Consider the following 22,960-nt stretch of genomic DNA (forward strand, 5'->3'; position numbering starts at 1 on the left):
GCCTGGCCCATGAGTGCATCAACCCCTTCTCCCCACGGCGAGCAACTGCGCGAAGCGCTGATTGACGAGGCTTACCATCAGGGCTACGGCGGCATTCCGATGACCCTGATCGTCATTGGCGGACTGATCATCATTCACTGGATCAACGCCGGCGAATTGCTCAACCCGTGGTGGCTGGCCGGCGCCCTCACCCTCACCATCGCCCGCCTCCTCAGCCTGCTGCGTTTCGCCAATGAAAAGCAGACCATGTCGGTCAGCCAGAAGGAGTCGCTGTTTGTCGTCCCCGTCATCCTCATGGCCCTGCTCTGGGGGGCGCTCGCTCCGCTGACCTTTGCTGCAGCCAACACCATCGAGCGACTGACCATGGTCTGCGTCCTCTCCGGCATGGCCGGCGGAGCGGCCACCGTACTGGCCCCACTGCGCTGGTCGGCACGGTTTTACCTGACCTGCTGCCTGGTCCCCATTTCCATCCTGATCTTCGATGCTCCCGGCGGCGGCCCGGCCCTCAGTGGCCTGGCCCTCGGCTTTCTCGGCATCATGTTCGTCAGCCATGGCCAGGCCCGACGGATGCTGGTCGAGGCCAAGACCAGCCTGTTCGACAAGCAATCGCTGCTGACTGATGCCTACCGGCAACAGGAAGTGGTCAATCGGCTCAACGCCGCCCTGGAATCCTCCCAGGCCGCCCTGCAGGATCACAACATCCGCCTTGAGCAAGTGGTCGAGGAACGCACCGCACGTATCCGACTGGCCTTCTCGGTGATCGAAAACACGGCCGAAGCAGTCATGGTCATCACCGCCGAGGGCAAGATCATTGAAGTCAATCCGGCCTTCACCAACATAACCGGCTATACACCGGACGAGATCATCGGCCAGCCGGCCAATATCCTGCAGGCCAGCATCGACGACCAGTCGGCCTATGCCGAGTTGTGGCGCGAGCTGATCGAAACGGGCAAGTGGTCAGGAGAACTGTGGAGTTCGCGCAAGGATGGCAGCCTCTTTCTAGAGCGGCGCTCGATGGATGCGGTGCGCGACAAGCGTGGCCGGGTCACCCATTACGTCGCCGTTGCCAGCGACGTCACCGATGCCCATCACAAGGATGAACAGCTCCGGCACATGGCCAATCACGACCCGCTGACCGGCCTGCCCAATCGCGCGTTGTTGCTTGAGAAACTCAAACAGGGCATCGCCCAGGCCAGTCAGAACTCGGCCAAGCTGGGGGTATTCTTTCTCGACCTTGATCATTTCAAGAGCATCAACGACAGCCTAGGTCATCATATCGGTGACATCCTGCTGCGCGAGATATCCGTCCGTCTCAAGGGCTGCATTCGCCTTTCCGACACCCTGGCCCGCCTGGGCGGTGACGAGTTCGTCGTCATCATGAACAATGTCAGGGATACCGAAGACTGCTCACGACTGGCCCGAGCCCTGATTACCGCGCTTGAGCCGCCACTCGAGTTGAGCGAAACGGTCATCCACATCCGCACCTCGATTGGTATAGCGGTTTATCCCGATGACAGCGACGATGCCAACACACTGATGAAAAATGCCGACATGGCGCTCTACGCGGCCAAGGCGGCCGGCCGGGGCACATTCGCCTTTTTCCAGCAGGACATGTCCACGCTGGCCAAGCAACGACTCGAATTCGAATACGAGTTGCGCGAGGCGCTGACCAACCGGGAACTGACCCTGCACTATCAGGCCAAGGTACACGCCATTGACCGGACCGTCGAAGGCTACGAGGCACTGATCCGCTGGAACCACCCGAAAAAGGGTCTGATTTCCCCCGAGCAATTCATTCCCATGGCCGAAGATGCTGGACTGGTCGATCTGATCGACCACTGGGTCGTCTCCGAGGCCTGCCGGCAAATTGCCGATTGGCATGCCCGTGGCTTTGGCTGGCAGCGGGTTGCGGTCAACATCTCGTCGCGCCAGTTCCAACATGAAAATCTGGTCGCCCTTTTTCTCAAGGCCAGTGCCAGTCACGGCATTCCGGCCACGCTGATCGAGGTGGAGGTCACCGAAAGCTTCATCATGACGCAGCCGGATAAGGCCATCGCCACCTTGCAGGCTCTTCAGGCGGCAGGCATCACCGTTGCCATCGATGACTTCGGTACGGGCCACTCGAGCCTGGCCTATCTGCGCACGCTGCCGATCGACGTCGTCAAGATCGACCGGATGTTCATCATGGAAGCCGTCAACGACCCGGTTTCGCAGGCCATCATCAAGGCCATTGTCGACCTGTGCACGACACTCGATCTCGAGGTCGTTGCGGAAGGGGTCGAAACCTACGCTCTGGTCGACATGCTCTGCGAGGCCGGCTGCTACATCCTGCAGGGACACTACTTCAGCAGTGCGGTCGCGCCGGCAACGCTCGAAGCCCAATGGTCACAAGGCAGCGGCGAGATCCTCCCGGTCGCCGAAAAAACCGGCGAGCCGGTCGATACCGCTAGCGAATAACGCCCCCGCCAAGACAGACACGGCTCTCGTAAAGCACCACCGACTGGCCTGGCGTCAATGCCCACTGCGGCTCGGCGAAATTGATCGTGCAGCTTTGACCATCGACAACCCCGACCTCGCACGGCTGATCGGCCGTCCGGTAGCGCGGCTTGGCGGTATATACCCAATGCGTGTGGGGCGCCCGGCCGGAAACCCAGGACAACTGCTCGGCCACCAGTTCGCTCTTGAGCAGGGCCGGATGATCGTGCCCCTGCCCGACATAAAGCACATTCTTTTCCATATCCTTGCCGACGACGAACCAGGCATCGTGGTCACCGCCGCCAGGCTGTCCCTTTTCCTTCAGCCCTCCGATATGCAGCCCCTTGCGCTGGCCCATGGTGTGGAACATCAAGCCGTCGTGCTCGCCAAGCACCTTGCCGTCGTCAAGACGACGGATTTCGCCCTTTTTCGGCGGCAGGTAACGGGCAAGAAAATCCTTGAACGGCCGTTCGCCGATAAAGCAGATGCCGGTCGAGTCCTTCTTGGTCGCCACATGCAGGTTTTCCGCCTCGGCGATCTTGCGCACCTCGCGCTTGTAAAGATCGGCCAGCGGAAACAGGGTCTTCGACAGTTGCGCCTGATTGAGGCGATAGAGGAAATAGCTTTGATCCTTGGTGCCGTCCTCGGCCTTGAGCAACTGGTATTCACCGTTGAACTCGCGGACGCCGGCATAGTGGCCGGTAGCGATCCTGTCGGCGCCCAGTTGCATGGCGTGATCAAGGAAGGCCTTGAACTTGATTTCGGAGTTGCACAGGATGTCCGGATTCGGCGTCCGCCCGGCCTGGTATTCGCGCAGAAACTCAGCGAACACACGCTCGCGGTACTCGGCGGCGAAATTGACCACCTCGACATCAATGCCGATACGATCGGCGACGCTCATGACGTCGATCAGGTCCTGGCGCGACGAACAGTACTCCTCGGTATCATCGTCCTCCCAGTTTTTCATGAAGAGACCGATCACCTTCCAGCCCTGACGCTTGAGCAGCAAGGCCGCAACGGAAGAGTCAACACCGCCGGACAGGCCGACCACTACAGTTTTTTCAGACATCGGGCCCAGCCCCTTTCATCCATTCACCCAGCGGCAGGATCACCGCAGGCTGTCCATTATCAACGAACCAGCTATCGACGACGAAGCGCCCTGCCTCACCCGCCGCTTTTTCTTCAATCAGGGCCGACCAATGGACGAACAACATCTTGGCAAACCCGCGCTCGACTGGCGCCAATACCCCATGCCAGCGCAGATAGTGCCGCGCCTCAAGCATTTTGAGCAGGCGCGTTGTCGACGTTGAATGATCAATGCAGTCCATTTTGCCCGGCATGTGCCCATCGGCGTAGTTGCCGCCGCGATCATTGTGGATATACGACTGTTCGCCGGCCCAGGCATAGAGCCGTCCGATCACCTCAGCCAGCCGGCCGCGCTCGGATTCGGCATCCTCCGCCGCCGACAATATCCGGCGAACCTCGCCAAGCTGGCCTTCGGTAAAGCGAATATCCGCCTGCGCCACGCAACTGTAGCCGTAACAGACGCGCACCGACTCATCGGCCAGAACCGCGCCTGACAGCAAAAGGAGAAGGGCGAAATACCAGCGCCGCATCAGCCGTAATGGACCAACAGGTCAAGCGGATACCGCCGGCCGGCAAGATGATCCTCGATGCAGCGCAGAATCAACGGGCTGCGATGCCTGTTCTGGCTGGCCTTCACTTCATCGAGCGTCAGCCAGCGGGCGGCGACGATACCGTCATCGAGCCGGCGACCGGCCTCGTAGCCGCGCAATTCGCCGGCAAAGGCAAAGCGCAGGTAGGTCGTGTCTTCCTTGGTCGGATGGGTCCAGTGGTAGATGCCGACCAGGTGGGTCGGCTTGAAATGGTAGGCGGTTTCCTCGAGCGTCTCGCGAACGACCGCATCGACCAGGGCCTCGCCTTCTTCAAGATGGCCGGCCGGCTGATTGAAGGCCAGCCCGACATCGGTCTCCTCCTCGACCAGCAGGAATTTGCCGTCACGCTGGACGACAGCAGCAACCGTAACGTGGGGTTTCCAGACCATGAGAAAGCTCTATCGGCAAAAGCGCTATTTTAACGTCTGATTTCGGCTAGAATTGTCGGCTTTGATACGCGCAAGACGGAGAATCGAACATGTCCATGTCGGATCGTGACGGCTTTATTTGGCAAGACGGCAAACTGGTGCCCTGGCGTGAAGCCACCACCCACGTCCTCACCCACTCCCTGCACTATGGCATGGGGGTATTCGAGGGCGTCCGTGCCTACAAGACCGAGCGCGGCACGGCGATTTTCCGCCTCAAGGAACATACCGAGCGCCTGTTCCGTTCGGCCCACATCTTCCAGATGCAGATGCCGTATTCGGCCGAAGAGCTGAACGAAGCACAGAAGGAAGTCATTCGCGCCAACAAGCTGGAGTCCGGCTATCTGCGTCCGCTCGCCTTCTACGGCTCGGAAAAGATGGGTGTTTCGCCCAAGGGCGCCAAGGTGCACGTCATCATCGCCGCCTGGCCGTGGGGCGCCTACCTCGGCGAAGAAGGCATGCAGCGCGGCATCCGCATCAAGACCTCGTCCTTCACGCGTCACCATGTGAATATCACCATGGTCCGCGCCAAGGCCTCGGGCAACTACATGAACTCCATCCTCGCCAACAACGAGGCGACGGCTGATGGCTACGACGAAGCCCTGCTTCTCGATCCGGAAGGCTATGTCTGCGAAGGGGCTGGCGAAAACGTCTTCATCGTCAAGAACGGCAAGCTCTACACGCCCGACCTGACGGCCTGCCTCGAAGGCATCACGCGTGCCACGGTGATCCAGCTGGCCGGCGAAATGGGCGTTGAAGTGATTGAAAAGCGCATCACCCGCGACGAAGTCTATTGCGCCGATGAAGCCTTCTTCACCGGTACCGCCGCTGAAGTCACGCCGATCCGCGAACTCGACAACCGCCAGATCGGCGCCGGCCATCGCGGCCCGATCACCAAGGCGCTGCAGGAAAAGTATTTCGACGTGGTCTATGGCCGCTCGGCAGCGCATGCCGACTGGCTCGCCACGGTCTAACCAGGGAGAACACGATGTCCGACAAGAAATCCGTTGAAATCACCGCCCACGATCTGCCGCTGCACTGCCCGACCCCCGACGTCGCGCTGTGGAGCCAGCATCCGCGCGTCTTCCTCGACGTCCTCAAGACCGGCGAAGTAACCTGCCCGTATTGCTCGACCAAGTACGTGTTCACCGGCGAAGCGCCCAAGGGGCATCACTGATAGCTTTTGCCTGCCGGTCATTCGTTGCGAACGACCGGCAAGCGGCGATCACCAACGCATGAAAGCCCTCATCGTCGCCCCCTCCTGGATCGGCGACACCATCATGGCGCAGCCGCTGTTCGCGCGACTGCATGCCAAGCATCCCGGCCTCCAGCTCGATGCCATCGCTCCGCGCTGGGTAGCGCCTGTCCTCCTGCGCATGGCCGAGATCAGTGAGGTTATCGACAGCCCCTTCGGCCACGGCCAGCTGTCGCTGAAACCACGCTGGAAGCTGGCCCGCCTGCTGGCGGCACGCAACTACGATGCGGTCTACGTCCTGCCCAATTCGCTCAAATCGGCACTGGTACCGTGGCTGGCCGGCATTCCCCAACGCATCGGCTTTACCGGCGAATCGCGCTACGGCCTGATCAATATCCGCCACAACCTGGACAAAATCGCCCTGCCGCTCATGGTCGAACGCTTTGCCCAACTGGCTGAAGCGCCCGGCGCACCGCTACCGAAACCGATTGCCCATCCGAAAATCCGGTCGACGGCGAATACCCAGCAAACGACACTGGCCGAACTCGGCCTTAACCGCCCTCAGCGCATCGTCGCCTTCTGCCCCGGGGCCGAATACGGTCCGGCCAAACGCTGGCCGGCTGCCCACTTCGCTGCTCTGGCCAACAAGCTGGCGGCACAGGGCTTTACCGTATGGTTTTTCGGCTCACCGAAAGATCACGCCGTCGCCGAGGAAATCTCGCAACTGGCCCCCGGCCTCTGCCGCAACCTGTGCGGCGCCACCTCGCTGGCCCAGGCCGTTGACCTGCTGGCCATGAGCGAACTGGTCGTCTGCAACGACTCGGGGCTGATGCATGTTGCCGCCGCGCTCGACCGCCCGATCGTTGCCCTCTACGGCTCGTCATCGCCCGGCTTCACGCCGCCCCTTTCCGAGCAGGCCGACATCGTCAGCCTGAACCTCGATTGCAGCCCGTGTTTCAAACGCGACTGCCCACTCGGCCATCTTGACTGCCTGAACAAGCTATCGCCGGAACTGGTCTTTGCCGCCTGCCAGAAAAGGATAGCCGGATGAGCGGCACCACCGTTTTCGCCCTGCCCGACGACGTCGAACGGGCCTTCTACGAGGCCATCAGCGAAGGTGATGCCGACCGCATGATGCTCGTCTGGGCCGAGGACGATGAGACACTGTGTGTCCATCCAACCGGCGTCCGCCTGCTCGGCCTGCTGCCGATCCGCGAAAGCTGGCGCAGTATCTTTGCCAATGCCCGCCTGCGTGTTCAGCCAGAACAGGTGGCGCACTGGAACGGGACGGTAATCGCCGTCCATCATCTCACCGAGATTCTTTTTGTCGGAGACGACCCGAGCCCGCACGGCCCGCTCTACGTCACCCATATCTATGTCCGCGGCCCGCATGGCTGGCGTCTTGCCAGCCGCCACGCCTCGGCCGCCGACGATGGCCATCAGGCCATGGCGGAAGCCGTGCCGCACACCCTGCATTGAACGTGAGACATACCCGCCAGATGCCAGGACGCAGAGGCAAGGGGAAATGCACGGCAGGGTTGCCCCCCTTCGCCAAGCCTCGGCACTTGCCGCCAACCCACCGATGAAGCCTTATCGTGCCCCAAGTTGGCTGCCCGGCGGCCAGGCGCAAACCCTCTGGCCGCTCCTCATCAAGCCACGCCCGCTCAAATTGCGGCGCGAGCGCTGGGAGGCGCCGGACGGCGATTTCATCGATGTCGATCATCTCGACGGCCCGCCCGACTCCCCTTTGCTGGTCCTCTTCCACGGCCTGGAAGGCAGCGCCCGCAGCCATTACGCCATCTCCACCGCCCACGCCTGCAAGGCGGCCGGCTGGCGTCTCGCCGTGCCACATTTCCGCGGCTGTTCGGGCGAACTGAATCGCCGGCCACGCGCCTATCACTCCGGCGACGCGGCCGAAATCGACTGGATTCTGCGCCGACTGCAAGCCAGCAACAACGGACGCAAGCTGCACGCCGCCGGCGTTTCGCTCGGCGGCAACGCCCTTCTCAAATGGGCCGGTGAACAGGGCGTCGCCGCCGGCAACGTGGTCACTGGCATCGCTGCCTTCTGCGCGCCACTTGATCTCGCCGCTTGCGGCCACCATCTGGCCAAGGGCTTCAACCGGATTTATACGCGCCATTTCCTGACGACGCTGAAAGCCATTTCGGCCCGCCGCCTGGATCAGTTTCCCGGTCTTTTCGACGAGGCTCGCATGCGTCGGGCGATCAATCTCTACCAGTTCGACGATGTTGTTACCGGCCCGATCCATGGCTTTGCCGGTGCCGATGATTACTGGCAACGGGCCTCGGCCAAGCCGTGGCTGAAATCGATTGCCGTGCCGACGCTGGCCGTCAACCCGAAAAATGATCCATTCCTCCCCGCCCACTACCTCCCGACCGCCGCCGAGGTCAGCCCATTCGTCCGTCTCGAACAACCCGAAAGCGGCGGACACGTGGGCTTTGTCACCGGCAATTTTCCGGGAAATCTGGACTGGCTAGCGCAAAGACTTTTACACTTCTTTCTTTTCGAATCGTCATAAATCATGCAGATTGGGCCTATGGGCGCTGGCGCACAGAGTTGCCCACGATATCCATAAATTATTCAGGCCCCCGCAGCAAACTTAACGACTGGACCATCATGAGCCAACTTCCCGCTGAAATCTTCAAGGCCTACGACATTCGTGGCATCGTCAATAAATCGCTGACTGCCGATGTCGTCCGCCAGATTGGTCACGCCCTCGGTTCACTGGCCGTCGAACAAGGCCAGAAGGCCATCGCCGTCGGTCGTGACGGCCGCCTCTCCGGCCCCGAGCTGGCCGGCGCCCTGATGGACGGCATTTGCGCCGCCGGGGTCGATGCCATCGACGTCGGCTGCGTACCAACGCCGGTCACCTATTTCGCCGCCTACGAACTCGGCTGCCACTCCTGCGTTTCGGTCACCGGCAGCCACAATCCGCCGGATTACAACGGCCTGAAGATGGTCATCGGCGGCAATACCCTGGCCCTCGAGGCCATCCAGGACCTGAAAAAGCGGATCGAAGCCGGCAATCTCAAACATGGCCAGGGCCAGCGCCACAGCGCCGATGTCCTCGCCGCCTATGTCGACAAGATTGTCGGCGACGTCAAACTGGCCCGCCCGATGAAAATCGTCATGGACTGCGGCAACGGCGTCGCCGGCGCGATCGCCCCGCAACTCTTCAAGCGCCTCGGCTGCGAGATCGTGCCGCTGTACTGCGAGGTCGATGGCAATTTCCCGAATCATCACCCGGACCCCTCCAAGCCGGAAAACCTGGCTGATGTAATCAAGGCCCTCAAGGATACCGACGCCGAAATCGGCATTGCCTTCGACGGCGATGGCGACCGTCTCGGGGTCGTCACCAAGGATGGCGAAATCATCTTCCCCGACCGCCAGCTGATGCTCTTCGCCGCCGATGTACTGTCGCGTGTGCCGGGCGGCACCATCATTTATGACGTCAAATGCACGCGCCTCCTTGCCCCGTGGATCAGACAGCACGGCGGCGTCCCCTTGATGTGGAATACCGGCCACGCCCTGGTCAAGGCCAAGCTGCGCGAAACCGGCGCTCCGCTGGCCGGCGAGATGTCTGGCCACACCTTCTTCAAGGAACGCTGGTACGGCTTCGATGACGGCCTGTACACCGGAGCCCGCCTGCTCGAAATCCTGAGCCGGGCGGCCGATGCCAACCCGCTGCTCAAAAACCTGCCGAATTCGCCCTCGACGCCCGAACTTAACATCAAGATGGCAGAGGGCGAACCGTTCACCCTGATCGACAAGCTCAAGGCAAATGGCAAATTCACCGGAGCCGATGAAATTGTCACAATCGATGGCGTTCGCGTAGAATATAAGGACGGCTTCGGTCTGGCCCGCCCGTCGAACACCACCCCCGTCGTGGTTCTGCGTTTTGAGGCCGACAACGCCGTCGCACTGGAGCGTATCCAGGCCGATTTTCGTGAGGCCCTGAAGGCCGTCTGGCCGGGGATTCAACTGCCGTTTTAAGGAACATACGTGAGCGATAACGCAGCCGACCAGCTCTATCTTGGCCGCCAGCCGATTCTCGACCGCGATCAGAAACTGTTCGCCTACGAACTGCTATTTCGCGATGGCAGCCGCAACTTTGCCGAGGTCGGTTGCGGCGTCCAGGCCACCGCCACGGTCATCGCCAATGCCTTTACCGAACTTGGCGTCGAGGCGGCTCTGGGCAATTGTCGCGGCTTCATCAATGTCGATGAAGCCTTCCTGTTCAGCGACATGCTCGAATTGCTGCCGCGCCACGCCGTCGTTCTCGAAATTCTCGAAACCGTACCGCCGACCCCGGCCGTCATCGAACGCTGCATTGCGCTGAAAGCGGCCGGCTTCACGCTGGCGCTTGACGATGTCATCCAGCTTGAACCGGAATACGCCGAGTTGCTGGCCCTGGTCGAGATCGTCAAAGTCGATATCCAGCCGCTGTCGCGCGTCCAGCTCATGCAGCTGGTCATGAAGCTGAAGCCGATGGGCAAGGTTTTGCTGGCCGAAAAAGTCGATTCGCGCGAGCAGATGGAACAATGCCTCAAGCTCGGTTTCACGCTCTTCCAGGGCTATTACTTTGCCAAGCCGACGATCATTTCCGGCAAGAAACTCGATCATTCGCAGCTGTCCCTGATGAAACTGATGGGCTTGCTGCTCGGCGACGCTGATACCTCGGAGCTTGAAGCCGCGCTCAAGACCGAACCCGGTCTGACCATCAACCTGCTGCGCATGACCAACTCGGTCGGCTCAGGCGGATCGGAAAAAATCAACTCGCTGGGTCATGCCATCACCGTCCTTGGCCGCCGCCAGTTACAACGCTGGCTGCAACTGCTGGTTTTTGCCGCCGGCCCGCAGACCAGCGGCTGCAATCCCTTGTTATTGCTCGCCGCCACCCGTGGTCGCCTGATGGAAATCCTGGCCGGCGAACTGCAGCCGGGCGACGTAGGCTTCGCCGACCAGGCCTTCATGGCCGGGATCATGTCGCTGATGCCGGCACTGGTCAATTTGCCGATTGCCGATGTGGTGGCCCCGCTTGGCCTGACGCCCAGCCTGCGCGATGCCCTGTGCGACGGTAGTGGCCGCCTTGGCAGCCTGCTGCGCGTGGCACAAGGCAGCGAAGATGGCGATCTGCCGACGCTCTCGGCCGCCCTGGCCGAACTGCCGGAACTCAGTCCGAAGGCCCTCAACAAAGGTCAGACCCAAGCCTTGCAATGGGCTAACTGCATCGGCCAGGAACAACCGTCATAAGCGCTACCCGCTGTTACAAAAAGGCGACAGCACCAGCACAATGGGGGGCTGGCCGTGATCTACAATCGCTCCATTTTCATTAGACGGAAAGATCATGGACAGCACCCGGCCGAATTCCCCGTTTCAACAAGGCAGCACCCCCGGCCCTGTGGCCAGGCTGGTCGCCTTTGTCCTGAGCGCGAGCCTGCTGGTCCTCGGTTTCATGTTTTCGCTGGTCGCCCTGGCCGTTGTCGCCGTTATTGGCGTCGTGCTCGGTGGCTGGCTATGGTGGAAAACGCGCCCCCTGCGCAAGCAGATGCAGCAAATGCGCGAGACTCAGCAAATGGGCAACCCCGAGCCGGCCTTTGATGAGCCGGCCATCGAAGGTGAATTCATCCGTGAACTGCCGCCAGAACAGCGGCTGCGCTGATCAGCGCAGCTTGGGGTTGAGCGACCCGCGGTTGTAATCCTTGTCGCCGGGCATGAGTAGCCGGCCAACACCAAAAACACCCCCTTGCGCTTCGGCCGGACGCGCCTTGTTTTCTGGATACTCACCGGCCAGCTTCTCGGCCTCGGCCGCCTTTGCGGCATCAACAAACTTCCAGCGGCCATTGGGATAAAGGCGCACTTTCTCGCCGCCAACGGTCGTCGCCTCGAGGGGTGTCCGGTCGAGTTCGGTGGCGAGGCCCGGCCCCGCCACCAGCATCAGCATCAGCGCAAAAGCCGTTTTCACAGCTTGCCGCCCACCCAGACCGCCACGGAAGCCAGCGCCGCCCCAAGGTTTTCCGGCTGCGTACCGCCCGCCTGCGCCATATCGGGACGACCGCCGCCCTTGCCACCAACCTGCTGGGCGACCATGTTGACCAGTTCGCCGGCCTTGACCTTGCCGGTCAGGTCCGGGGTCACCCCGGCAATCAGGGTCACCTTGCCGTCGGCCACCGAGGCCAGCACGATGGCTGCCGACTTGAGCTTGTCGCGCAGCTTGTCCATGGTTTCACGCAGGGCATTGATGTCAGCCCCTTCGAGGGTTGCCGCCAGCACCTTGGCTCCCTTGATGTCGACGGCCTGGGCCAGCATGTCGTCGCCCTGGGCCGAAGCCAGCTTGCCCTTGAGGGCAGCCAGTTCGCGTTCGAGCTTCTTGACCTGGTCAAGGACGGCGAGAACGCGGCCATGCACATCTTTCGGCAGGACCTTGAGGGTGCCGGCCACACCGCCCAGCGCGCTTTCCATGTCCTGCATGTAGGTCAATGCATTGTCGCCGGTCACCGCTTCGACGCGGCGCACGCCGGCCGCCACGCCACCTTCGGCCGTGATACTGAAAAGTCCGATGTCGCCGGTCCGGCTGACGTGCGTCCCGCCGCACAGTTCGCGCGAGGAGCCGATGTCCAGAACGCGCACGTCATCGCCGTACTTTTCGCCGAAGAGCATCATGGCGCCGAGCTTCTGTGCTTCGGCGATGGGCAGAACGCGGGTTTCGGTGGCGACGTTGGCGAGAATCTCGGCATTGACGATATTCTCGACGCGGCGAATTTCGGCATCGGTCATCGGCAAGTTGTGCACGAAGTCGAAACGGGTCTTGTCCGGGTCGACCTGCGAACCCTTCTGCTGAACGTGATCGCCGAGCACTTCGCGCAGCGCCTTGTGCAGCAGATGGGTTGCCGAGTGATTGCGCATGATGCGCTGACGGGCCAGCACGTCGACCTTGGCGGTGACGCCATTGCCGACCGTCAGGGTGCCGGTCTTGACGACACCGTGATGGCCGAACACCGTGGCCTGGATTTTCTGCGTATCTTCAACGGCAAAGATGCCATGTACCGACTGCAGCGCACCACAGTCACCGACCTGGCCGCCGGATTCGGCGTAGAACGGCGTGTCGTCGAGGACAACAACGCCGATTTCGCCTTCATGCAACTGGTTGACCGCCGCGCCGTCCTTGTACAGGGCCAGCACGTTGGCCTTGGTTTCCAGCCCGGCATAGCCGTGGAAAGTCGTGGCCGGGCCATCGTATTCGAGGTTGGTCGCCATCTTGAACTTGCCGGCGGCACGCGCCTGCTCTTTCTGGCGCGCCATCGCCGCATCAAAGGCGGCGGCATCGACGGTGATCTTGTGTTCGCGGCAGATGTCCTGCGTCAGATCGAGCGGGAAGCCGTAGGTATCGTGCAGCTTGAAGGCGGTATCGCCGTTGAAGACACCACCTTCACCGAGCGACTTGAGTTCGCCTTCGAGAATGGCCATGCCGTGCTCGATGGTTTCGAAGAAACGGTCTTCTTCCTGCTTCAGCGTGGCAACGATACGGGCCTGATTCTGGCCAAGTTCGGGATAGGCCAGACCCATTTCGGCGACCAGATCCGGCACCATCTTGTGGAAGAAGGCAGCCCGGGCACCGAGCTTGTAGCCGTGACGGATGGCGCGGCGGATGATGCGGCGCAGAACGTAGCCACGGCCTTCATTACCGGGAATGACGCCATCGGCCAACAGGAAGGAACAGGCGCGGATATGGTCGGCCAGCACCTTGAGCGAGGGCGAGGCCATGTCGGCCGCACTGGTTTCACGGGCGGCGGCCTTGAGCAGGGCCTGGAAGAGGTCAATCTCGTAATTGGCATGGACGCCCTGGAGCACGGCAGAAATGCGCTCGAGACCCATGCCGGTATCGACCGAGGGCTTGGGCAGCGGGTGCATGACACCAGCTTCGTCGCGATTGAACTGCATGAAGACGTTGTTCCAGATTTCGATGAAACGGTCACCGTCTTCGTCCGGGGATCCCGGTGGGCCACCCCAGTGCTTTTCGCCGTGGTCGTAGAAGATTTCGGTGCACGGACCACAGGGGCCGGTATCGCCCATCATCCAGAAATTATCGGAAGCGTAACGCGCCCCCTTGTTGTCACCGATGCGGATGACGCGCTCGACCGGCACGCCGATCTCTTTGGTCCAGATGTCGTAGGCCTCGTCGTCCTCGGCATAGACGGTGACCGTCAGCTTGTCCTTGGGCAGCTTGTAGACCTCGGTAAGCAACTCCCAGGCGTACCGGATGGCATCGCGCTTGAAGTAGTCGCCGAAGCTGAAATTGCCAAGCATTTCAAAAAAGGTGTGGTGGCGCGCCGTGTAGCCGACGTTTTCAAGGTCGTTGTGCTTGCCGCCGGCGCGCACACACTTCTGCGAGGTCGTGGCGCGCGTGTAGGGGCGCTTGTCGAAACCAAGGAAGACGTCCTTGAACTGGTTCATCCCGGCATTGGTGAACAACAGGGTCGGGTCCTCGTGCGGCACCAGCGAACTGGAGGAAACGATCTGATGGCCCTTGGAGGCAAAGAAGTCGAGGAACTGCTGGCGAATTTCGGCGCTTTTCATAAGCTGGCGGCCCTAAATGGCATTGATGTTCGAAGCCCGTGATTTTAAATCAAAGCTCAGGCCGGTGAAGCAGCAATGCGTTGAGCCAAACAAAAAACCCGCCGGGCGGCGGGTCATTTGCGCACAGATGTGAGATATCAATGGCGATGCGGACGATCGACGCGACCATTGTGGTTGTAATCGTGCTGGCGATCATGCTTTTCGTTGTAGATGCGCCGGCTCTGCACGTTCTGCGCGTGATTGAGCTGGCCCCGTTCCTGGCGCGTCACGACACCATCGGCCTTGGCTCTGGCTTCCATGTTGTCGACGCGCTGCTGGCCGCGCTCGAGACGATTGGCCTCGCGCTGGGTCAGACTGCCGGAAGCAACGCCCTGCTCGATACGGCGCTCCTGATTGGCTTCGCGCTGATCGACCCGCGGCGTATTGGCCTGGGCAAAGACAAGGGACGGCAGAACAAGGGAAAGGATGGCGATGGACTTGGCGATTTGCATGTTGATCTCCTGATGGTTAGGGCTGACTCCCTGGCAATCATTAGAAAATAAAACCGGCTAAAAATCAGCCGCCTAAATGCAAGCCTTTGTAAGCACTTGTTTCTGGTGCAAAGAGGTCAAGGCGGTCGGTAAAAACCGCACTGACGCCGCGCCTGAACAGCGCACCCGCCGACGTTTCACTGTTGACGGTATAACAGAGCACCGGAATCTCGTTGGCCCGCGCCTCCGCCAATACTGCATCGGTCAGACCTTCGGCGGCACAATGCAGGGTGACAGCCTGAAGGCGAAGCAACACGGCCAGCCAATCATCAGGCACTTGCTCGAACAGCACCCCGCGAGGAATCTGCGGCGCCAGATCACGGGCAATTTCCAACGCTTCCAGCGAGAAGGATGAAATCAGGGGCGGCACCCGAGCGTCCTGCCACAACTTGACACTCTGGCGAGCCACCGCTTCGGCGGTTTCGCGCTCGAAACCGGCGGCCGGCTTGATCTCGACATTGGCCAGCAGATCGTATTGACGGCACAAGGCAACCGCCTCGGCATAACCGGGAACGCGTTCGCCACCGCCAGCATCGAGCCGGAAAAGCACGGCATCCGACGTGGCACTGACGTGCCCCTGTCCGTTGGTCGTCCGCTCCAGCGTTTCATCGTGCATCAGCAGCGGCGTACCGTCGGCCGATAACATCACATCAAACTCGACCGCCGCGAAACCCAGTCGGGCGGCGAGACGAATGCCGGCCAGGGTGTTTTCCGGCGCCAGCGAACCGCCACCGCGATGGGCAATCCAGCGCGGCAGCGGCAAGCGCATCAGAAGGGCTGCGCCTTCTTCAGCAGCGGCTTGGCACCGAGCAGGACATTGCCGCGATGCACCGAGGTATCGAGCGCCGCCTTGGCCGGCTTCCTGTCGTCCCACACCGCTTCCAGCTCCTCGTTGGTGATGATACGCACCGGATCGATATTGGCGACGCGCACAGCCGACTTGCCGCCGTTTCCATTCAGCGAGGCGTAGGCAACGTCGAGCGTCTTGTCGCCGTCCTGCAGCAGCTTGCTGCGCATCGCGGCACGGGCTGCCGAGGTCAGCGGCAGGCCGCCATAGACACGGACAATTTCAAGCTGCATTTCGGGCGAAATCAGGAAGCTGACAAATTTGGCTGCCTGCTTGTACTGTGCCGCCGAACGGCCAGCGCCGATCCACAGCGACGCACCATCGGCCAGCGAAGACTGACGACCGCCATAGACATCATCGTGATAAGGCAGAGGCGCGACCCCGAGTTCGACGCCCTTGGCATCCCGGAAATCGGTATGTTCGCGCGAATCGGTGGAAATCATCGCGCACTCACCTTCGTGAAAACGCGCACTGGCTTCGTTGCGACGACCAAAGAGCTTGAAATAATTGGCCTTGGTCCACGTCGCCATCATCGCCAAATGCTTGACCTGCGGCAGGCCGTTGAAGGCCAGCACGCCCTTGTCGGAAACCGCCGGCAAACCGGAAATGGCGCTGACGTTATCGACATGCACCCAGACCGGCCACGACGAGGTGTACGGGCAGGCATAGCCGGCGTCCTGCAACTTGTCGAGCATGCCCTGCATTTCAAACCAGGTCTTGGGCGGCTGATCGGGATTCAGGCCGGCCTTGCGGAAGGCGTTCTTGTTATAGAACAGCACCGGCGTCGAATACAGCACCGGCAAGGCGACCAGCCGGCCCTTGGCGTCCAGCGAACCGGCCTTGAGATCAGCCGACAATTCGCCCATTTTGAGGGGCTCGCCGGCCTTGGTCATCATCTCGTACAGCGGCACGAATTGTTTGGGCTGGCTGAGCACATCACTCATGTCGTAACGACTGACCAGATTCAATGCCGCCGGCTTGCCGCCCTTTTCCAGACGGACCAGCTTGAGGGTGCTGCCGGATTCTTTGTTGAAGCGATCGACAATGGCCTGTAGACGATCTTCGCCAACCGCACCAAGATTGTGTGCCAGCTCGAATTCGGCGGTCGGCACCGGCGCAGGTGCTGGCTTCGGCGGCTTGGCTTGGGCCAGGGAACTGGCCAGAGCCAGGGCGAGAACGAGTGCCAGGGGACGAACACAATGCGACATGGATACTCCAGCGGTTCTTAAAGATGCAAATTATAACGGCCAAGCACTATCACGCTCGCCACACATTTTTCGCAAATATGCGAAAATTCCACCCATGATCAAGCCAACTTTTCTTATTCTCGCCGTCCTTGGACTGGGCGCCTGCGACCAGGTGAACCAGAAGCTCGGTCTTGAGGATCTAGCCAAAAAGGAAGCCAAGGCCGAACAGGAAGCGAAGGCGGTTGGCAGCGCCTGCCGCCAGTCCGGTCGAGCCATCGAGGACTGCTATTCGATTTACGGCTGGCTACCCAAGGCTGGCATCTACACCGGCTGGCGCGAGATGGACGAATACATGCGCGAAAACAAGCTCGAGACCATCGCGCCGCAACTGCCCCCGCCAGAACCACCGGGCGCCAAGAAAAAGAAGAAAGCAGAGGCGGCAGGCGAAGGCGATGCCAAGGCAGATGCCAAGGCAGATGCCAAGGATGAGCACAAGGCTGAACCCGAGAAAAAAGCCGACAAACACTAAACAGGCGAGGAGACTTCAATGCTGCTGACGACGAGAAGACAGACACCATGAAGCTTCCCAATTTTCTTGGCGGCATTCGCGGCAAGCTGATCGGCGTTTTTGTCCTGATCAAGGTAGTGCCGCTGCTCCTGCTGGCAGGATTTGCCTGGCACGCCACCAGCCAGTTGGGCGAAGACGTTTCGGCCAAGGCGGGCAGCATGGCCGATGCCATGCTGACGACGATCAAGACGGTAGGCAAGACCGTTACCGATGACTCGATTCGCGCCCTCGACCTGCGTTCACGTGAAGCCATCGAGGCACTGACCACCGAAACAGCCAAGGAAATCGCCACTTTCCTCTATGGCCGCGACGCCGACATCCGGCAAGCAGCGGCGCTCGAACCTTCCGAAGCGGCGTTCCGCAACTTTCTCAGTGAACGGACCCGGCCGGTTTATCAGCATGGGCCGTGGAAACTCGCTGAAGATGGCAAGTCGTGGGTACCCGAACAGCCTGTTGTGCGCGAGGCCAAGGTAACGCGCCCGATACTGCCCGATAACGCCAAGGATTTCCATGCCCGTCCGGCGGAATATTTTGGCGAGAAGGAGCAACGCCCGCTGTTCGTCGAAATGACCTTTATCGACCTCAACGGCAACGAGACCGTCAAGGTCACCACCAGCCAGCTGACCGACAAAGGGCGCAAGAACATCAGCGTCCGCAACAACACCTTCGTCAGGGCGGAAACCTATTTCGCCGACCTGAAAAAACTGAAGCCGGGCGACATCTACGTCTCCGAGGTGATCGGTGCGTACGTTCCGACCCAGCTCATCGGGCCTTACCTGCCAGCCAGCCTGGATAAGGCCGGCAAGCCCTTCAAGCCCGAAGAATCTGCCTACGCCGGCACCGAGAACCCCGTCGGCAAGCGATTTCGGGGCATTGTCCGCTGGGCCATGCCGGTCCTCCGGGGCGGCCAGACCATCGGCTACGTCACCCTCGCCCTTGACCACGACCACATTCGCCAGTTCTCCGACCGGCTAATGCCGACCGAGGAGCGCCATACCCCGATTGCCGATGCCATCAAGGGCAATTACGCCTTCCTCTGGGACCACCGGAGTCGCTCCATTTCCCATCCGCGGGATTACTTCATCACCGGCTACGATGCGCAAACCGGGCAACCAGCCACTCCCTGGATGGATGCCGACCTGTACGCCGAATGGCAGGCTAGCGGCAAGCCTTCGCACGAGTTTCTGGCGGGCACGCCACCCTTCCGTAACCAGAACCTCAAACTCAAGCCGGCCAAGGAGCTGATCAAAGCCGGCACGGTCGGCCTTGACTGCCGCTACCTCAACTTCTCGCCACAATGCGACGGCTGGAATGCACTGACCGAGCATGGCGGCTCCGGCTCCTTCGTCATCTTCTTCTCCGGCCTGTGGAAGCTCACCACTGCCGCCGCCATCCCGTACTACACCGGCCAGTACGGCAAATCGCCCCAGGGCTTCGGTTTTGTCACCATCGGCGCTAATGTCGACGAGTTCCACAAGGCGGCGACCGAGACAGCCGGACGCATCAACACCCTGCTCGAAGAAAAGGATGCCAGCCTTGCCGCCCAACGCAGCGAACTGCTTGACCACATTGCCGACGGTCTGACCACAACCGCCATCGGCCTGTGGGGCTCGACATTGCTCATGGTCGTTATCGTCATCGGCATTGCCGTGTGGATGGCCGGGTTGCTCACCCGCCGCATCACGGCAATGATCTCGGGCATTCGTGCCTTCCAGCAGGGAGATCTGAAACGACGACTGGAGGCGAACTCCTCCGACGAAATGGGCGAACTTTCCCGCTCCTTCAACCGCATGGCTGATTCCGTTGAAGAGTCCTTTAAGCGTCTCGAAGAGGCGAAAGAGAAAGCCGAGGAGGCCAGCCGGCAAAAATCCGCCTTCCTGGCCACCATGTCACACGAACTGCGCACCCCGCTCAACGGTATTCTCGGGTTTGCCGATCTCCTCAAGGACGATCTCGAAGATCCCGATCAACGCAGTCATGCAGAAATCATTGCGCAGAGCGGCAACCACCTGCTTCAGTTGGTCAACGAAATTCTCGACCTGGCGAAGATCGAGTCCGGCGAAATGCACTTCAACATCAGTGCAGTTCCACTTGCCGGCATGCTCTCTGAATGCATTGCCAGCCAACGGGCCATAGCCGAAGAAAAAGGCCTGAAACTCGAACTGCAGCTGGCCGATGACCTACCCGATACATTCAATACCGACCCGACGCGCCTGCGCCAGATCCTCAATAATTTGCTCGGCAATGCGGTCAAGTTCACGGCGGTCGGCCAGGTCAGCCTTCATGTCTCCCGTGCCGAACGCGACATCGCCTTCGCCATTCGCGACTCCGGCCCCGGCATTGCACCGGAACACCACGAAACAATTTTTGAGAAATTCAAACAGCTGGACAATTTCCTGACCCGGGAACATGGTGGCACCGGTCTGGGGCTAGCCCTCGTTCGCCAGTTGGTGGAACACATGGGCGGAAGCGTGACCCTCGACTCAGACATTGGTGCCGGATCGACCTTCACTGTTTACCTGCCATTGGATATCGGCCATGACCGAACAACGTAACGCCCTGGTCGTGGACGACCATCCGACCAACCGACTACTTGCCTGCGCGTTGCTCAAGAAATTCGGCTGGACGGTATTCGAAGCCGAATGCGGCACCATGGCGCTGACCATGGCCGCCGAGCATCAATTCCGCCTCGTCCTCCTCGACATCAGCATGCCCGGCCTGTCCGGCGAAGAAACCTGCGCCGCCCTAAGGGCGGCCGAGACCGCCCAGCGGCTGCACATCGTTGCCTATACGGCACATGCCTTCCCGGAGGATGAGCAACGCCTCCTCGCCTGCGGGTTCGACGAAGTTCTCGTCAAACCGATCAGCCGCCAGCGCATTGAAGATCTGGTGGCCAAACTTTAGTTTTGGCGCAGCCGCTCGGGATTCGTTTTTAAGGCCGGGCTCAAGCAGCCGGGTGCTTGGCGGCAGGTAGGCGTATAATTCGGCCCCATGTCTGAAATCAATACCTTAGCCGGCGATAACGCCGTAGCCATCGCTGCCGATGCAGCGCCTGAAATCACCTTCGCCGACCTCGGCCTGGCGCCCGAACTTCTGCGTGCCGTCCTCGATGAAGGCTACACCAAGCCGACGCCGATCCAGGCCCAGGCCATCCCCCTCGTCATCAGCGGCAAGGACATCATGGGCGGCGCCCAGACCGGCACCGGCAAGACGGCCGCGTTCACCCTGCCCATCCTCCAGCGCATCCTGCCCTTTGCCAGCAGCAGCCCGTCGCCGGCCAAGCACCCGGTACGCGCCCTGATCCTCGCCCCAACCCGCGAACTGGCCATGCAGGTCTTCGAGTCGGTCAAGACCTACAGCAAGCACACACCGATCCGCGCCATGTGCGCCTTCGGCGGCGTCGACATCAAGCCGCAGATCGCCGAACTCAAGAAAGGCGTCGAAATCCTCGTCGCCACGCCGGGCCGCCTGCTCGATCACGTCGAAAACAAGAGTGTCAGCTTTAATTCCGTCCAGGCCCTCGTCCTCGATGAAGCCGACCGCATGCTCGACATGGGCTTCGTGCCTGACGTCACGCGCATCCTCAACATGCTGCCGGCGCAGCGCCAGAGCCTGCTTTTTTCGGCCACCTTCTCGGAAGAAATCAAGAAGCTGGCCGATAGCATGTTGAAGTCGCCGATCCTGATCGAAGTCGCCCGCCGCAACCAGGTCTCGGACACCATTACTCACCGCGTCCACCCGGTCTCCGAATACGGCAAGCGCGGCCTGCTCACCAAGCTGCTGAAATCCGGCGAAATCCGTCAGTGCATCGTCTTCTGTCGCACCAAGCAGGGTTGCTCGCGCCTGACCCGAGAACTCCAACGTGCCGGCATCAAGGCCGACGCCATTCACGGCGACAAGAGCCAGCTTGAACGCATCAAGGCACTCGAGGCGTTCAAGGGCGGCGAGACCGACGCCCTCATCGCCACTGACGTCGCCGCCCGTGGTCTCGACGTTGATGATCTGCCCTACGTCATCAACTACGAACTGCCGCACACCCCGGAAGACTACGTGCACCGCATCGGCCGTACCGGCCGCGCTGGCAAGATGGGCAATGCCATCTCGCTGGTCAGCGCACGCGAAGTTGTCTATCTGGTCGATATCGAAAAGCTCATCAAACGGCCGATCGAACAGATCGAGGTGGCCGGGTTCGAACCCGAACCGGAATATGAATATCCGCTCGGCAACAAGAGAAAGCGCAGCGCCCCGGTAGTCGCCCCGACCGCCCAGCGCCCCGAACGCAGTGAGCGTCCAGAACGATCAGAACGCCCCGAGCGTAGCGACCGCTCGGCTCGACCGGAACGCAATGACCGGCAGGATCGCCGACCACCCCGGCGCAACCCGATGATCGCCGCCGACGGTTTTGACTTCAGCAAGCCCTACGAAGACAACTCACCACGCGGCGATGTACCGGATTCACCGACGGCCCCGGCCAAGGTGGACCCGCATAAGCCGAAACGGGTTGTTGCGGCCTTGCTCGGTGGTCTCGGACGCAAGTAAGGAAAAATCCTCGCTAGACAAAACGGCGCCTATCAGGCGCCGTTTCTTATGGAGCGGGGAGAAAACTCAGCCTCGCACCGACACCTTCTTCGTCGCCGGTACATCAACCAGCTTGATAATGGCCAGCGACAGATTGTCGCCAGTGCCACGCGCGCGATGCCGCGCCATGTCAATCAAAAGTTCGCAGGCCTGCCGGGCCGAGTTCTGGGCGACCATCATGCCAAGTTCGGCATCGTCAAAATACGCCCAGAGGCCGTCCGAACAGAGCACGAAAGCATCGCCAGCGACCAGTTCAGCGGGTTCGGAGAGGGTTATTTTGGGCGCTTCCTGCCCCCCGAGCGAAGCCAGCAGCACATTGCGGTTGGGGTGGGTCAGCGCCTGCTCGGCGGTGATCTTGCCTAGGGCGACCAGATGTTCGACGTAGGAATGATCGACTGAGCGGTGGACCAGCTTGTCGCCGCGAAAATGGTAGAGACGGCTATCGCCGCAATGCCCCCAGGTGACCTGCCCCGGCTGCAGGAGCAGCATGACTGCAGTGCTGTGAGGATCCATTTCGTTCATGAAACGCGACGCCTTGATCATCGTATGCGCTTCTTGCATGCTGCTTTCCAGCATTTTTTGCGGGCTTTCATCGGCCGATGAAAACTGGTCGAGGTTGGTTTTAGCGGTATGAACGACCTGCTCGGCAGCCAGTGCACCACCGGTATGACCGCCCATGCCGTCGGCCACGACGGCCAGCGCCACGCCGCGTTGACGGCCGTGCGGCAGGATCGCAACGCGATCCTGTTGTTCCTTGCGATCCCCTTGATGCTGCGCCGCGCAGGCGTCGACTCCTATTGCCATCCTTCCTCCCTGAAGCCGGCAAGATTATCACGAAAGGCATAAATTCTCGATGACACGATAGCCAACTGTACGCTATC

At 61.0% G+C, this 22,960-nt stretch carries 22 protein-coding genes; 13 read left to right on the forward strand and 9 right to left on the reverse strand.

Features of this window, described 5'->3' with window-relative positions; all coding sequences use genetic code 11:
• Positions 1 to 9: 9 nt before the first annotated feature.
• Positions 10 to 2,457, forward strand: a complete 2,448-nt coding sequence (locus tag HYN24_RS11865) for a bifunctional diguanylate cyclase/phosphodiesterase (protein WP_117609442.1) — start codon at positions 10 to 12, stop codon at positions 2,455 to 2,457.
• Here HYN24_RS11865 and mnmA read toward each other — a convergent pair.
• Genes mnmA through HYN24_RS11880 form a run of 3 tightly spaced genes read right to left on the reverse strand, consistent with a single transcriptional unit; the run spans position 2,447 to position 4,540 of the window.
• Positions 2,447 to 3,544 (reverse strand): tRNA 2-thiouridine(34) synthase MnmA, encoded by a 1,098-nt coding sequence (mnmA, locus tag HYN24_RS11870; protein ID WP_117609443.1) that lies wholly within the window; start codon positions 3,542 to 3,544, stop codon positions 2,447 to 2,449. The genes HYN24_RS11865 and mnmA overlap by 11 nt on opposite strands.
• Positions 3,537 to 4,091, reverse strand: coding sequence for a hypothetical protein (locus HYN24_RS11875; protein ID WP_117609444.1), 555 nt, complete (start codon positions 4,089 to 4,091; stop codon positions 3,537 to 3,539). Before HYN24_RS11875 ends, mnmA begins: the two co-directional genes overlap by 8 nt.
• Positions 4,091 to 4,540, reverse strand: a complete 450-nt coding sequence (locus tag HYN24_RS11880; protein ID WP_117609445.1) for an NUDIX hydrolase — start codon at positions 4,538 to 4,540, stop codon at positions 4,091 to 4,093. Before HYN24_RS11880 ends, HYN24_RS11875 begins: the two co-directional genes overlap by 1 nt.
• 89 nt (positions 4,541 to 4,629) lie before the next feature.
• Here HYN24_RS11880 and HYN24_RS11885 point away from each other — a divergent pair, with 89 nt between their 5' ends.
• The 8 genes from HYN24_RS11885 (at position 4,630) to HYN24_RS11920 (ending at position 11,454) form a co-directional block, all read left to right on the forward strand.
• Positions 4,630 to 5,550, forward strand: coding sequence for a branched-chain amino acid transaminase (locus HYN24_RS11885; RefSeq protein ID WP_117609446.1), 921 nt, complete (start codon positions 4,630 to 4,632; stop codon positions 5,548 to 5,550).
• Positions 5,551 to 5,564: 14 nt separating this feature from the next.
• Positions 5,565 to 5,753 (forward strand): zinc-finger domain-containing protein, encoded by a 189-nt coding sequence (locus HYN24_RS11890; RefSeq protein WP_117609447.1) that lies wholly within the window; start codon positions 5,565 to 5,567, stop codon positions 5,751 to 5,753.
• Positions 5,754 to 5,811: 58 nt separating this feature from the next.
• Positions 5,812 to 6,822, forward strand: coding sequence for a lipopolysaccharide heptosyltransferase II (gene waaF / locus HYN24_RS11895; RefSeq protein ID WP_117609448.1), 1,011 nt, complete (start codon positions 5,812 to 5,814; stop codon positions 6,820 to 6,822).
• Positions 6,819 to 7,250 (forward strand): nuclear transport factor 2 family protein, encoded by a 432-nt coding sequence (locus tag HYN24_RS11900; protein WP_117609449.1) that lies wholly within the window; start codon positions 6,819 to 6,821, stop codon positions 7,248 to 7,250. The genes waaF and HYN24_RS11900 overlap by 4 nt, the downstream gene beginning before the upstream one ends.
• 46 nt (positions 7,251 to 7,296) lie before the next feature.
• Complete coding sequence (locus tag HYN24_RS11905) at positions 7,297 to 8,310, forward strand: YheT family hydrolase (RefSeq protein ID WP_240327665.1); 1,014 nt, start codon at positions 7,297 to 7,299, stop codon at positions 8,308 to 8,310.
• A 98-nt stretch (positions 8,311 to 8,408) separates the two neighbouring features.
• On the forward strand, positions 8,409 to 9,785 hold the full coding sequence (locus HYN24_RS11910) for a phosphomannomutase/phosphoglucomutase (protein WP_117609450.1): 1,377 nt from the start codon (positions 8,409 to 8,411) through the stop codon (positions 9,783 to 9,785).
• A 9-nt stretch (positions 9,786 to 9,794) separates the two neighbouring features.
• Positions 9,795 to 11,045 (forward strand): EAL and HDOD domain-containing protein, encoded by a 1,251-nt coding sequence (locus tag HYN24_RS11915; RefSeq protein ID WP_117609451.1) that lies wholly within the window; start codon positions 9,795 to 9,797, stop codon positions 11,043 to 11,045.
• A gap of 94 nt (positions 11,046 to 11,139) precedes the next feature.
• The gene (locus HYN24_RS11920) at positions 11,140 to 11,454 is read left to right on the forward strand and encodes a hypothetical protein (RefSeq protein ID WP_117609452.1); all 315 of its coding nucleotides are present in this window, start codon (positions 11,140 to 11,142) and stop codon (positions 11,452 to 11,454) included.
• Here HYN24_RS11920 and HYN24_RS11925 read toward each other — a convergent pair whose 3' ends face one another.
• The 5 genes from HYN24_RS11925 to HYN24_RS11945 all read right to left on the reverse strand — a co-directional run bounded on the left by HYN24_RS11925 (position 11,455) and on the right by HYN24_RS11945 (position 16,954).
• Positions 11,455 to 11,757 carry a hypothetical protein gene (locus tag HYN24_RS11925; protein ID WP_117609453.1) on the reverse strand — a complete coding sequence of 101 codons (303 nt, stop codon included), beginning with the start codon at positions 11,755 to 11,757 and terminating at the stop codon, positions 11,455 to 11,457.
• Positions 11,754 to 14,369, reverse strand: a complete 2,616-nt coding sequence (gene alaS / locus HYN24_RS11930) for an alanine--tRNA ligase (RefSeq protein WP_117609454.1) — start codon at positions 14,367 to 14,369, stop codon at positions 11,754 to 11,756. The genes HYN24_RS11925 and alaS overlap by 4 nt, the downstream gene beginning before the upstream one ends.
• 137 nt (positions 14,370 to 14,506) lie before the next feature.
• A complete protein-coding gene (locus HYN24_RS11935; protein WP_117609455.1) occupies positions 14,507 to 14,860 on the reverse strand; it encodes a hypothetical protein in 354 nt (117 codons plus the stop codon).
• A gap of 64 nt (positions 14,861 to 14,924) precedes the next feature.
• Positions 14,925 to 15,668 carry a glycerophosphodiester phosphodiesterase gene (ugpQ, locus tag HYN24_RS11940; RefSeq protein ID WP_117609456.1) on the reverse strand — a complete coding sequence of 248 codons (744 nt, stop codon included), beginning with the start codon at positions 15,666 to 15,668 and terminating at the stop codon, positions 14,925 to 14,927.
• Positions 15,668 to 16,954, reverse strand: a complete 1,287-nt coding sequence (locus HYN24_RS11945) for an extracellular solute-binding protein (RefSeq protein ID WP_117609457.1) — start codon at positions 16,952 to 16,954, stop codon at positions 15,668 to 15,670. Before HYN24_RS11945 ends, ugpQ begins: the two co-directional genes overlap by 1 nt.
• A gap of 94 nt (positions 16,955 to 17,048) precedes the next feature.
• Here HYN24_RS11945 and HYN24_RS11950 point away from each other — a divergent pair, with 94 nt between their 5' ends.
• The 4 genes from HYN24_RS11950 to HYN24_RS11965 all read left to right on the forward strand — a co-directional run bounded on the left by HYN24_RS11950 (position 17,049) and on the right by HYN24_RS11965 (position 22,040).
• Positions 17,049 to 17,462, forward strand: coding sequence for a hypothetical protein (locus HYN24_RS11950; protein ID WP_117609458.1), 414 nt, complete (start codon positions 17,049 to 17,051; stop codon positions 17,460 to 17,462).
• Positions 17,463 to 17,509: 47 nt separating this feature from the next.
• Positions 17,510 to 20,056 (forward strand): HAMP domain-containing sensor histidine kinase, encoded by a 2,547-nt coding sequence (locus tag HYN24_RS11955; RefSeq protein WP_117609459.1) that lies wholly within the window; start codon positions 17,510 to 17,512, stop codon positions 20,054 to 20,056.
• Positions 20,040 to 20,405: a response regulator gene (locus tag HYN24_RS11960; RefSeq protein WP_117609460.1), complete on the forward strand. Its 366-nt coding sequence runs from the start codon at positions 20,040 to 20,042 to the stop codon at positions 20,403 to 20,405. The genes HYN24_RS11955 and HYN24_RS11960 overlap by 17 nt, the downstream gene beginning before the upstream one ends.
• Positions 20,406 to 20,558: 153 nt before the next feature.
• Positions 20,559 to 22,040: a DEAD/DEAH box helicase gene (locus HYN24_RS11965; protein WP_117610359.1), complete on the forward strand. Its 1,482-nt coding sequence runs from the start codon at positions 20,559 to 20,561 to the stop codon at positions 22,038 to 22,040.
• Between the two features lie 66 nt (positions 22,041 to 22,106).
• On the opposite strand, the gene HYN24_RS11970 is transcribed toward HYN24_RS11965, so the two are convergent.
• A complete protein-coding gene (locus HYN24_RS11970; RefSeq protein ID WP_117609461.1) occupies positions 22,107 to 22,883 on the reverse strand; it encodes a PP2C family serine/threonine-protein phosphatase in 777 nt (258 codons plus the stop codon).
• Positions 22,884 to 22,960: the final 77 nt, after the last annotated feature.

Source organism: Dechloromonas sp. HYN0024 (assembly GCF_003441615.1).
In the GTDB taxonomy this organism is placed as follows: Bacteria; Pseudomonadota; Gammaproteobacteria; order Burkholderiales; family Rhodocyclaceae; genus Azonexus.

Excerpts from the sequence above, each read along its gene's own strand:
- HYN24_RS11865 (WP_117609442.1), top strand. The coding sequence starts at position 10 with ATGAGTGCATCAACCCCTTCTCCCCACGGCGAGCAACTGCGCGAAGCG.
- mnmA (WP_117609443.1), bottom strand. The coding sequence starts at position 3,544 with ATGTCTGAAAAAACTGTAGTGGTCGGCCTGTCCGGCGGTGTTGACTCT.
- HYN24_RS11875 (WP_117609444.1), bottom strand. The coding sequence starts at position 4,091 with ATGCGGCGCTGGTATTTCGCCCTTCTCCTTTTGCTGTCAGGCGCGGTT.
- HYN24_RS11880 (WP_117609445.1), bottom strand. The coding sequence starts at position 4,540 with ATGGTCTGGAAACCCCACGTTACGGTTGCTGCTGTCGTCCAGCGTGAC.
- HYN24_RS11885 (WP_117609446.1), top strand. The coding sequence starts at position 4,630 with ATGTCCATGTCGGATCGTGACGGCTTTATTTGGCAAGACGGCAAACTG.
- HYN24_RS11890 (WP_117609447.1), top strand. The coding sequence starts at position 5,565 with ATGTCCGACAAGAAATCCGTTGAAATCACCGCCCACGATCTGCCGCTG.
- waaF (WP_117609448.1), top strand. The coding sequence starts at position 5,812 with ATGAAAGCCCTCATCGTCGCCCCCTCCTGGATCGGCGACACCATCATG.
- HYN24_RS11900 (WP_117609449.1), top strand. The coding sequence starts at position 6,819 with ATGAGCGGCACCACCGTTTTCGCCCTGCCCGACGACGTCGAACGGGCC.
- HYN24_RS11905 (WP_240327665.1), top strand. The coding sequence starts at position 7,297 with ATGCACGGCAGGGTTGCCCCCCTTCGCCAAGCCTCGGCACTTGCCGCC.
- HYN24_RS11910 (WP_117609450.1), top strand. The coding sequence starts at position 8,409 with ATGAGCCAACTTCCCGCTGAAATCTTCAAGGCCTACGACATTCGTGGC.
- HYN24_RS11920 (WP_117609452.1), top strand. The coding sequence starts at position 11,140 with ATGGACAGCACCCGGCCGAATTCCCCGTTTCAACAAGGCAGCACCCCC.
- alaS (WP_117609454.1), bottom strand. The coding sequence starts at position 14,369 with ATGAAAAGCGCCGAAATTCGCCAGCAGTTCCTCGACTTCTTTGCCTCC.
- HYN24_RS11935 (WP_117609455.1), bottom strand. The coding sequence starts at position 14,860 with ATGCAAATCGCCAAGTCCATCGCCATCCTTTCCCTTGTTCTGCCGTCC.
- ugpQ (WP_117609456.1), bottom strand. The coding sequence starts at position 15,668 with ATGCGCTTGCCGCTGCCGCGCTGGATTGCCCATCGCGGTGGCGGTTCG.
- HYN24_RS11945 (WP_117609457.1), bottom strand. The coding sequence starts at position 16,954 with ATGTCGCATTGTGTTCGTCCCCTGGCACTCGTTCTCGCCCTGGCTCTG.
- HYN24_RS11950 (WP_117609458.1), top strand. The coding sequence starts at position 17,049 with ATGATCAAGCCAACTTTTCTTATTCTCGCCGTCCTTGGACTGGGCGCC.
- HYN24_RS11955 (WP_117609459.1), top strand. The coding sequence starts at position 17,510 with ATGAAGCTTCCCAATTTTCTTGGCGGCATTCGCGGCAAGCTGATCGGC.
- HYN24_RS11960 (WP_117609460.1), top strand. The coding sequence starts at position 20,040 with ATGACCGAACAACGTAACGCCCTGGTCGTGGACGACCATCCGACCAAC.
- HYN24_RS11970 (WP_117609461.1), bottom strand. The coding sequence starts at position 22,883 with ATGGCAATAGGAGTCGACGCCTGCGCGGCGCAGCATCAAGGGGATCGC.